Origin of the sequence: Alkalibacillus haloalkaliphilus C5, from assembly GCF_000269905.1 — a bacterium.
GTDB lineage: Bacteria > Bacillota > Bacilli > Bacillales > Alkalibacillaceae > Alkalibacillus > Alkalibacillus haloalkaliphilus_A.
Map to the genome: position 1 here is coordinate 1 of NZ_AKIF01000090.1, position 11,908 is coordinate 11,908.

Sequence of the window (11,908 nt, forward strand, 5' to 3'; positions counted from 1 at the left end):
AACATATCTGCGACTGACGTAAATTCTTCTTTTTCCTTTTCGATTTTTTTCGATAACCTGTTCACTTTCTCTTCGTCATAACAAAAAATTTCACATTGATCATGATTGTCTTTCCTTTGTTTTGTTTCCATGTTCTCCCCTCACATTCAAACGATCATTTGATTATATTTTTATTTTATGATCACCGCAACTCTTTTGTCAATCATATATTTAAATGATCATCATAATGTGTGTGCGAAATTAAAGGGAGACCTGTTTTAGGCATCCCTTAATTTAAAGATCCTTCATCGGAGTTAATTCGCTTTCTATTAACACTAATAGTTTTTCACTTACGCTGATCGTACAAACTAAATACGTTATATATCGGAACAGAATTATAAGAAATATTCAATCCTCTCTTCAATCATTTCTTTCGTCACTTCACCGACGACCTTATCAACAACAATCCCATCCTCATTTATAAAGAAAGTCGTTGGCAGTCCTTCGTTAAGATAGATCTCTGCCATCTCTCCTTCATCATCGAAAATAATGGGCATGCTTACCGGGTTTTCCTCTAAGAATTTTGTCGCCTCGTCAAGTGTTCGTTCAAATGTAGCCATATAGCCATGTTTACAGCAATAACTTCAATGTCTTGATCGTTATACTGTTCATGGACTTGATCAAGCAGTTTATAAAAATTAGTAATTTAGAAGGCTAAAGTACCACCTACCGAGAGCAACTGCTACTCAGTCGAGTGCAGCAATTCATCATATACTGTAAGTTTATAAAGGTATACCTTTATGGAGAGGAAGAACGCAGTGATAAAAATGCGTCATATCAAGTTTATAAATGTGGTATAAAATTTTTTATAAACGTTTATTTTTACCGTTTACCTTTATAAACAGAAAACTTATAATGAGTGGTAACAAAAACTCTAGGGGGATAAAAATGGTTGCTACCTATGGATACATACGGGTAAGTTCTAAAGATCAGAATGAACAGCGCCAGTTGCACAAAATGTTAGAAAGGGGCGTTGAGGCACGTCGCATTTTTGTCGACAAAGCAAGTGGGAAAAATTTTGAGCGACCCCAATATCAATTACTGCGCAAGGTTCTTAATGAAAAAGACATCATCTATATGGATGCGCTTGATCGTTTGGGACGTAACTATGATGAAGTGATTTCAGAATGGAAATACATAACAAGAGAATTAAAAGCAGATATTGTCGTATTAGAGAATGAATCTTTATTTGACAGCCGTAAGTTCCGTGAGATGGGTGAGATGGGACAGTTAATGGAAGATCAATTTTTATCTTTGCTTTCGTATGTTGCGGATCAAGAACGAAAGAAAATTCGCCAGAGACAAGCTGAAGGGATCGAAGTGGCTAGGTCTCAAGGGAAACATTTAGGGCGACCGCAAATGAACCTTTCCAATTTGAGCAAGAAACAGCTACAGATCATAGAAGACAACCATCTAAAATGGAGAAATGGAGACATAACAGGCGTCATGTTTATGGATATGTTAGAACTAAAGAAAAACACGTTTTATAAAATCATGAGGGAATTTAAAGAAGCAAAGATTACCTAGCTCAATGCTTTAATTTTGGTGCTACCACCACTTATGTCTGATTTAAGGGTAAATGGCGGCAAAATCAGCGGATGCTACCTTTACCCCTATTAGCTGGTTCACTTGAATAGGGAATTGTAAAAAAAGTTCCCTTAGCCTGCACAACAAGATAATTTCGAAACATCTTTATCGAACGTAAGTGCAGCTAATTTTAGCCCTTCAGCCATTGTTAAATATGGTGCTAGGGTTTCTGTTAAATCTTCTATCGTTAAGCCAAATTTAACAGCTAATGATGCTGCATAGATGACATTTCCTGCATTCTCAGATACAATATGAACCCCTAATACTTTTAGTGTTTCTGCATCTGCTACTAGTTTAAATACACCGGTTGTTTCACGGTTTACAATTGCTCTTGGAACAGCATCTAAAGGTAATACAGATGTCTTCACATCATACCCTTTCTCTTTTGCTTGTTCTTCTGTTAAACCAACCGTTGCAACCGTTGGATTCGTAAACGTAACAGCAGGGACTACCGATAAATCTATTTTTTTGTTTAACCCACCGATAGCATTATCAGTAATAATTCCACCTTCATAGGCTGCTACATATACAAATTGCGGTCCTAACGTCACATCTCCTGCTGCATAAATCTTTTCATTACTTGTTTGACCAAAATCATTGATCAGGATTTCATTATTTTTTCCGGTTTCAACACCTGCCGCACTTAAATTTAAAGAATCCGTATTTGGTTTTCTTCCAGTGGCAACAAGTAACTGATCTGATTCAATAACTTCTTTACTGCCATTTACTGTTACGTAAACCTTTTTTATCTCTCCACTTTGTACAACACGCTCAAAAGTTGCCCCTTTGACAAGGTTTATACCCTGTTCAATTAACGCTTTTTCAACTGACTCTGAAATCTCAGGATCATACTCCTTTAAAAGTCGCTCACTTCTTTGCATAAGCGTTATTTCTGAACCTAAATGATGAAATAGTTGTCCAAGCTCCATTCCAATGTATCCTGAACCAATTACAGTTAATCGTTTTGGTATTTTCTTTAACTCAAGAAGTGTTGTACTAGTTAAATAGTCCATTTCTTCAAGTCCTGAAATTTGGGGCAACGAAGGAGATGCACCTGTTGCAATTAAAAAGCGTTTTGCAGATAACTTTGCCCCATTGACCTCAACCGTACTAGCATCAACGAATTTTGCTTCACCTTTAATTAAATCAAAATTATATTCATCAATTAAATCCACATATTTTTGATTCCGAAGTTCGCTCACCAATTTATCCTTTTGCGTGATTAAACTAGCTAAATCCACTTCTCCAGCGGATGTTTGTAAACCTATAAACGGGTTGTCTTTTGATAAATGATTGATTTCCCCTGCCCTAAGAAGAGTTTTTGACGGAACACAGCCAATATTCACACAGGTTCCCCCAACCGTTCCACACTCAATCATTCCAACTTTTGCACCGTATTCTATAGCTTTAATTGCCGATGAAAAGGCAGCAGCACCAGAACCAATAATAAGAAGGTCATAATTGTCTTCATTACTTAACGCCACGTTTTCTTGTGACGATACTTCTTCAATTTCTCTGGCTTTGTAATTTGCTTCATCAATCACCTTTATTGCACTTTCAACCTCAATATCATTGGGTAGTTCAAATACTGCTTCACCACGACGAAAACTAGACTCAATATTTTTAGCACCTATCTTTTCAAGTGCTGATTCAACGTGTTTTTCACAACCCGCACAGGTCATTCCTTGAATGTTTACCTTAAATTTATTCATAATAAAGCCCCTTTCGTTAATCTCTCATGTTAATGTTTCTATTATTGGACACGAATGTAATTGCTTTTCATCTGGACATCGTTGTTTTAAGTCGTCTAACATAGTTTCAATTCGTTTTAAATCCTCTATTTGTTTTTGAACTTCCTTTTGTTTTTTAGAAACAAATTCGAACATATCTTGACAACGAACTTCATCTTTATCTACAACACCAAGTAATTTATAAATCTCGTTTAAAGAAAATCCAAGTTCCTGTATTCGTTTAATAAACCCAACACGCTTAACGTCATCATATGAATATATCCGATAACCAGCTTCCGTTCGGTGAGGTTCTTGTAGTAAATTTTTTCGCTCGTAATATCTAATCGTTTCTTTATTAACGCCACATTTTTCTGCAAACTCACTAATGCGGTAAATCATCTTATTTCACCCCATGAATATTATAAACCGTGTACCATAGTACACGGTCAAGTAAATTGGACTATTTTATTTTTTTCCCAACGTATCACTCGTATGTGATTGATACTTTTATAATACTATTGATTGTCCTAACATCCCACTAGAAAATCCGATTTAAACACCAGTTGTTTTAAACTATTAAAAAAGTAATTCCACTATATATTCCGAAGACCCCTTTTATCATCTCTTCCTCCTATTCAATTCTTCAAGAGCTTCTTCTAGAAACTTTTCCAATTGATCATCCTCCAAGTAAAATAAATCTACATAACTTACCGGAACACCATCACTCTCACCATCTTTTTCAAGCACTTTCCTTTTACCAAAATTATTATGTTTATTTGAATACATATGCTGTAAATTCGACACTAATTGATTAAACCGCCAATCAGGGAAGTGCCTCCAAATGTCTTCTAACATTTGCATAATTCTTCTTATACGATGGACATCTCTCATGAAGTCCCTCCTAACTTACAACTAATAAACAGTATTCTTTTTTAGGTAAACATCTCAACACGATCTTATTTCACTTGCTTAAAAAAAGTATTTTAACACTATATAATAGCCCTGAGTGAATATAGCAAAACTATATTCACTCAGGGGGTATTCACTAGCGATATATAGGGGTGGAATTCAAACAAAGTTGATTGTACCAACATTTTAGCTGTAATTTTAAATTGCATAATTTTGTGACTTTCCAGCGTGAATAATATCTACAAAAACACCCTGTCCAAGTGTTGAAAATTACAAGCTTGTATTTTTTGCATTTGCCCCCGTTCGATTTGTATAAATTTCCACTTTTGATAGAAAAGAATCATTTTCATTGAGCCAAAACTATCTACTTTAGCTTTACGCATGTATAACTATTGTTTTAAGTTTTGACTCTTTTTCGTAAGTAATTAACCACTTCCATAAATTATCTTTAATAACTTTAAACTACTATTGGTCTATCAAAAGAATTAGAAACCATTTTCTCAATTAACGCCTTAAATTTTTCTTGGGTACTATCCTCTGGAATAACTTCTCCATTTAAGACTCTAGTATAGAACTCTTTAGAGGCTACAACTTTGTCCTCATTTGGTTTTGTCACTAGTTTACTAATATCACTTTGTGCAATAATATCTTCTATTGTCACAGGGTTCTCTGTCATTTCATCTTGATCAATTTCTTTGTCAGAATCAACAAAATGTATTAAAGGTTCTAATGACGAGTCTAAATCTTCCGTTAATACTTTAAATTCCTTTAACCCTTCTTTATCGAAATCCAAAACAATATTAAATTCATATCCCCAACCAATTAATATTGACGCTAACCGATTAATATTACTAGCACCAGTTGAAGGAATTATGCAAATATCTTCATCAATATCAAGAAACTTTATCATTGCACTTAAATAATAATAATCTGATATTCCCTCTGTTATAATATTTATTTTATTCGAACTTGGTCCTATATTAAACTTCAGATCCATACCTATAGCATTAACTAAGGGTGATAGTGTTTCCATCTTAGAATCACTTGATAGTTCCTGGTCGTAAAAGTTTTTTGATATTACAGTATATCCTAGGTAATCTTTACTTACTGGTCTAACACTCATCAAATTATCATTATTTATCATAAAGGGTGAGTGTGTTGTATATACAATTTGATGTCCTTTAGATGTTAAATCGTCAAAGAACTTTAATACTTCCTTTTGGGCATTAACATGTAAATGAACCCCCGGCTCATCTATTAGTATTAATGATGGTTCGCTGAAATAATTAAGTGATTTCAGTTCAATAAATAAACCCAAATACCATTTTAGGCCGTCACTTCTTTCTGTGATACTCAATCTCTTACCTTGACCTGATTTAAGAGAAAATTTAAGTTTTTGACCATCAAATCTAGCCTTAAATTGTATATCTTCTTGTGTATAAAAATCATTAAAGTCTCTTAGTGCATCAAAATTTATTTTTTCTTCTAACTCTTCTCTAGTATTTTGTTTGTAATCTTCATTTGTTGAGTGAAAAGCTGTATCCAAGTCTTTTTTCGTAATATTACTAATTTGAAGTAATCTATAAAAAACATTATTTCTAGCTTTGAATATATCTTCTATATCTTGAAAATCGTATTCATATTGAAGTTCTTGAACTTCTTCCAAATAAATAATTCTTGGTAGCCTTTTGTATTCTTCTCTTAAAATTTCTGAAATCTTGTCTATAACCTGATATACGTCTTTACTATTTTGATACTCTTTCTTTACCTTGCCTCTAATAAAGTTGATATTTCTATCAAAATTAAGCAATACTTTGTCTCCCACATTAACAAGTGGTTCTATTACGTCTTTAAATTTATCAACTTCTTTGCTATCAATATTCCATAATTGCTTTTTATCGATAAATCCCTTTAACCGCTTTGACTCAATAGCTAACACTTTATTTTTGGATAAAATTTCTGATATTTCACCCGATATATTTGCAGTTTTGGTATTATTAAATACTAATTGTGATTCATTTGGGTTTAGTTCATCACATAAGAATTTAAATGATATCTCTATTCCCTTATTATTTATTAGATTTCTATTGTTTTCATAATAATCTCGAATACCCTTTCTCCATGAAAGGAATGGGAGTAAACCTATTGCTTCTAACAAATTACTTTTTCCTGATTCATTTTTTCCGATTATCGCTGTAACATCCTTTTCTAAAATTAGAGCATTTTTTATCTCTCCAAATGATTTAAAATTATTTACTTTGATAGATGTTATTCTAATTTTAATCACTCCTTTACGGATTTTATAAAAAGAGACATGCACATAAAAAATTGCATGTCTCTTAGTTGTGTTTATTCACTTCTCAATTCTTTATATAATTCTTTAGCAACTGCTGCCATAATCACATTATAATAGGACTTATCCTCGAAAAGTTTAGAGTAAGAATTAAGTCAATTATGAACTTATCAAAAAGCATAAAGTTTACTTTTCAGATTAATACCAAGGCGTATTACAATTTTGCAATTATTGATCAATCTCTAATTGTGGCAATTCATCAATCAAATCAACAGTTTGCACCGAAACATTAATAACCCTTAAAAGTAAATTTAAAATGAATTTCTCATCATCTGAATAATCATTAGGGTCATCTACAATTCCTGATTTTTTGTCCTTCTTAACACGATATTGATCAATAACCCACTCTATTGCTGGCCGTCCATTTATTATATATTGATATGCTTTTTCAGGTATATTTGTAATTGTGATGTCCTCATTGAAAATAATTTTATCTAACATGTCCCTTCTAGGGTGTTTCATTTTTGTAACTTTATAGGACGGGGTTTTCTTCCCTTCAATTTTCACACCGTCATACGGTGATACCGATTCGTAATTAAGATGTAAATGAGCTAACTTTCGACCAATATCAACATACTTTTCTTTATTTTTCAACTTTGGAATACGGGGTAATTGTTTCCTTAAATCATTATCATATTTTTCACGGTAATCCTTTGAGTGCAATACAGCATAAGTATAATAAAAGATATCATCAGTGGACAATCCGAAACTATTTGAGGCATTTGTTGATATATTACTGTCATCCTCTAATAAGTCTGAAACCATTTCCTTATTATATAGTGAAAAACCTTGTGCCCCTGCATCCAAAATATTCAAATCTGGAATCGCATCAACCATCAAGCATGAGAAATTTCTTCTAGAGCCATTGCCAGGAACAACTATAACTTTATTATTCTCACCAAAAGTTTTCCTGAACTTCCTAGACATTTCAACAACATTTTTATCATAGTATAACCACTTCTTTGTAAATGGACGGTATACATGAACATTTAACTCCTTTGGATTTAAAGTTATTTTTTCACCCTTTAAAAATAACTGTTTAAGCCCTCGACTCCAACTAACAAATTTAGGGTCAGCATTTAATTTTGAAACAATCTCATCCTTATCTTCAATGCCTTTCAATCGATCCATTTCTGAGTTTACATTGTCAATCATTATATGAACATTCTTTTTGACTTGCTCTTTAGAAAAGCCATAAACCCACGTATCACGGTTAGTACTTACACCAAGGGATTTAGTGTTGAAAATACCTTCTTCTACTGAATCCATAGGTACAAATTCTAAATATTTTTCATCCCGTTGGTTTAACCAATCGTTGTTTTTGTCCGGAATAATGTTAGACCATTCGATATTTTTTATCGATTTAAAGCTAGTTATCTTATCTAATTTTTCTTTTTTTGACAAGTAATCACCAATATCATAATACTTAATCTCGTGGTTATTCGAACCATCCTTTATAAGTATACATATAGCAACACCTGTTAATATATTAAATACACTCTGTCCTTCACGCTTGGCATCATCCCCTGAACGACCTCTAACTGCTCCTCTCAAATTTATTATATAGAGATGTTGAAGTCTTCATAAAAACTTTTACGAATTCCTGAAGTTGTAGGAGCATTTATAAAAGCACTGTTTGTGACAAACCCAATAATACCTTGATCGCCGATTCTATCTGTAGCCCACCGAAAAGCTCTGACAAGAGGGTCATACAATGTGTTTTTATTTACAACGTTTGAATGCTTTACATAGGTATTTTTTATACTTTCATCAAGTTTGGCGTAACTGCTTTTTTGTATATTGTCATTATCATTAGTTTGTCTAGCTTTATACGGTGGATTCCCAATTATTGCAAAAATGGATTCTTCTTGTTGTTTTTTCAAACGTTCATTGTTTTCATCAAATAATTCACTTACTAGAGAATCCCTACGTTCCATACTTTCAAAAGTATCGGTTAAAACAATTCCTTCAAATGGTTGGTAATCACTTTCTGCTAAACTATGGAATGTTTCTTCAATATTTATAGCTGCAATATAATAACTCAATAACACAATTTCATTTGCATGAAGTTCCTGTGTATACTTACGAAGCAAATCCTCTTTGGGAATAAACCCACTTTGTAATAAACGAGTAATGAATGTTCCTGTTCCTGTAAAGGGATCAAAAACGTGCACACCCTTACTTGATAATGATTTATTAAAATGTTTTTCTAACACATCTTCAACTGAATGGATAATGAAATCTACCAATTCCACTGGTGTGAAAACAATACCTAATTGTTCAGTCGTTTCTTTAAAACCTACTTTAAAAAACTTTTCATAAAGTTGTACAATTATCTTTTGTTTAGCCTCTAAATTATCAATCCCTTCAGCACGGGCACGAACACTATCATAAAAATCTTGTAACCTCTCCTGTTCCTTCATAAATCCTTGTTTATCTAATACATTTAAAATAGATTCCATTGATTTTGAAACTGGGTTATTAAGAACAAAACTATTCGAATGAAACAATGCTTCAAAAATTGGTTTGGTGATTAGATGTTGCGCTAACATCTCGATTGCTTGGGTATCTGTGATGGAATAATTAATATTATTTCTTAAACTTGTGACAAACGTCCCAAACTCTTTATATGCCTCGCTGTTTTCATCTTCTAACATAACATTAATGCGCATTATGTGTTTCCGAGCAATTTCAGCAACGTCTTCTGACCATTGTTCCCAATAACGTACATTACCAACCTTTCGGACAATCTTGCCATATATTGCACGTTCTAAGTCAGATAGGTCTTCATCCCCATACAAATCTAACTCTGTTTGATATTCGCGTGTCTCATGAGGTGTTTCTAATCCATCATTAGGTGCGTCTCCAACTTTAGAAGCTATTAATTGTTTTGGTTTTTTGTTATTTAATTCTAACTTATTAATTGTCGCATCAAAACGCTCATCTATAGAACGTAGCGCATTTAAAACATCCCACACAACACGATATTTCTCGTTATTATCAAGTACATTGGTTTCATCCGCTCCAGCCGGAATACCAATCGGTAAAATAATATAGCCGTAATCTTTATTTTCTGCTTTACGCATTACACGCCCAACGGCTTGAGCAATATCGATTTTAGATCGTCGTGGTTGTAAAAACATAACCGCATCAAGTTCTGGTACGTCTACACCTTCCGTTAAAAAACGTGCATTCGACAAAACACGACATGTATTGTCAGATACATGTGATTGAAGCCAATCGATTTTGGTATTTTTCTCAATAGCATTCATAGATCCATCAGCATGTTGAATATCGATATGGAATTGTTTTTCTTCATCTAATTCGTTCAAATACTCTTCAACAACATTCGAGAACATATCCGTAATCATTTTCGAATCGTCAATTGTTCCTGTAAAAGCAATTGCACGTTTCATCGGGTCGCCTAATGTTTGATTTGATTGACCATTTCGTTTTACTAAGCCATTCCAACAACCGATGATTTTGGTAACATCATCAAACTCTAATCCATTGTCATGAGCTAGCATAGTCTGAAAACGTCGGGCAATCATTTCCTCATCAACAGCCAATACCATCACTTTATAATCACTTAAAATATCATTATGAACGGCATCACCAAAGCCAATTCGATAGAACTCTTCTCCAAATATTGACGTATCATTCATATCTGCAATGACAATCGATTTATTGTCGGCTTTTTGTTTAGCTTCTTCTCCATATACTCGTGGTGTTGCCGTTTGATATAACCGTTTTTGCGCTCGAATGTTTTCGTTTCTGTGAACCTTGACAAAGTGCGATTCTTCTTGATGTTGTTCGGTTGCACCTGTAGTGCGGTGAGCTTCGTCACAAATAATTAAGTCGAATTCATAAAAGCCCTGTTTTTGAGCATCAATTAACACATCAATTGATTGATAAGTAGAGAATACAGCAATTATGTCTGGTGATTGTTTTTGTTCAATTGTTTGTTGGTAAGAGAGTAATGTTTCTGAACTCGTGGTTGCAGAAAAACCTAAGTCAACTGAGCCTATATCTTCCATGCCTTGATTTTGTTTTGTGACTTTTCGGTCTGAGCATACAGCTATTGTTTCCATATCACCATGAATATCAGCGTTCCAACTACGAACAGTTTGTGACAACAATTGAATACTCGGCACAAAATAAAGAACCTTAAATGGCTTATGTTCTTGTTTTGAAGCTAATTGTTCAGCGATGGCCATGGATGTGAAGGTTTTGCCTGTTCCCGGAGCCATAATTAGCTTTCCTCTGTCTGTCTTTTCAAATCCATTTACAACAGCTTTAATAGCTGGTTTTTGATGTGGTCTTGGCGTTTTCTTCGCTTGTAATTCAACGCTTTTAGGCTTTTCAAACGAGAAACTTGACCAGTCTATTTGACTATGAGCTAAATCAGATAACGATAGGCGATATACTTTTTTGTCACGACCTTCTAAAGCAGTCTCAGCGTTATGACTCCATTTATCTGTGGTCGTCACAATTAACCCCTCTGCATAATAACTTTTTCCTAATTCATTTAAGAACGAATCAACATGTCTTTTTTGAATGTTCGTATCTTTCGAGTAAAACTTACACTGAACGGCAACCAAATCACCGTTATCACGTTTTCGCGCAACTAAATCTACACCTGTATCTACTTTAGGGATGTTATACTCTACAGGTACTTCATTCAATGTCCAAACAGCATCAAACATTCGATTATAGATTGGTTCATGGGATAGGTAAGTTATAGTTAACAATTCAAAAAGTGTTCCTCTATCCCTCTGTTCACGTTCTACATTGTCAATCTCTTGAATCAATTCTACAAAGCTTGTGTGTGACTTTTCCATACTTAAATCCCCTTTCCTTACCACGTCTATAGTCGAAACTAATCTAAACCAACCAAATAATATAAAATATCTGAGATGACATTTTACCTACAAACCCTCACGATCAAAAATGGTGGAGTTTTAAAGATTTTTAATTTATCAATTTATATTAAACTAACTTTTCACTAATAGCTTTCTAACTTTTTCTGTCGCTGATTGTAAAGTATCTATTACTTCCTCTGTACTGAGATTAAATTGTCTAGCTGCCCTTTCAGCAGGTGTTAACTGTTTACTATAAACATGTATTCTTCTAGATCCTTTGAATTCTCGGCAATTTCTAATTCAACTTGTTCAACATATTGCAATATATTGCGTTCTAATTCAGGTAATAGTCTTATTGCATTTTGTTTCTATAACTCCTGTACAGTATCGTATAGCAAACCCTCATAATCGTCCCCATTAATATGCGT

8 protein-coding genes are annotated in these 11,908 nt (G+C 33.6%); 1 reads left to right on the plus strand and 7 read right to left on the minus strand.

Annotation, left to right across the window (positions count from 1 at the left end; translation table 11 throughout):
- Positions 1–374 precede the first annotated feature (374 nt).
- Positions 375–599, minus strand: coding sequence for a TlpA family protein disulfide reductase (locus A194_RS18145; RefSeq protein WP_017186742.1), 225 nt, complete (start codon positions 597–599; stop codon positions 375–377).
- A 328-nt stretch (positions 600–927) separates the two neighbouring features.
- On the opposite strand from A194_RS18145, the gene A194_RS0110180 reads away from it, so the two are divergent.
- On the plus strand, positions 928–1,566 hold the full coding sequence (locus tag A194_RS0110180) for a recombinase family protein (protein ID WP_017186743.1): 639 nt from the start codon (positions 928–930) through the stop codon (positions 1,564–1,566).
- 131 nt (positions 1,567–1,697) lie between these two features.
- Here A194_RS0110180 and merA read toward each other — a convergent pair whose 3' ends face one another.
- From merA to A194_RS18150, 6 genes are all read right to left on the minus strand, one after another.
- The gene (gene merA, locus A194_RS0110185) at positions 1,698–3,338 is read right to left on the minus strand and encodes a mercury(II) reductase (RefSeq protein WP_017186744.1); all 1,641 of its coding nucleotides are present in this window, start codon (positions 3,336–3,338) and stop codon (positions 1,698–1,700) included.
- Between the two features lie 24 nt (positions 3,339–3,362).
- Positions 3,363–3,755 (minus strand): Hg(II)-responsive transcriptional regulator, encoded by a 393-nt coding sequence (gene merR, locus A194_RS0110190; RefSeq protein WP_017186745.1) that lies wholly within the window; start codon positions 3,753–3,755, stop codon positions 3,363–3,365.
- A gap of 219 nt (positions 3,756–3,974) precedes the next feature.
- Positions 3,975–4,247, minus strand: a complete 273-nt coding sequence (locus tag A194_RS0110195; protein ID WP_017186746.1) for a hypothetical protein — start codon at positions 4,245–4,247, stop codon at positions 3,975–3,977.
- Between the two features lie 475 nt (positions 4,248–4,722).
- On the minus strand, positions 4,723–6,552 hold the full coding sequence (locus tag A194_RS0110205) for an ATP-dependent nuclease (RefSeq protein ID WP_157783050.1): 1,830 nt from the start codon (positions 6,550–6,552) through the stop codon (positions 4,723–4,725).
- A 234-nt stretch (positions 6,553–6,786) separates the two neighbouring features.
- Positions 6,787–8,172, minus strand: coding sequence for a type ISP restriction/modification enzyme (locus tag A194_RS21195; protein WP_337442979.1), 1,386 nt, complete (start codon positions 8,170–8,172; stop codon positions 6,787–6,789).
- Positions 8,173–8,177: 5 nt separating this feature from the next.
- On the minus strand, positions 8,178–11,459 hold the full coding sequence (locus A194_RS18150; RefSeq protein ID WP_337442980.1) for a restriction endonuclease: 3,282 nt from the start codon (positions 11,457–11,459) through the stop codon (positions 8,178–8,180).
- Positions 11,460–11,908 lie beyond the last annotated feature (449 nt).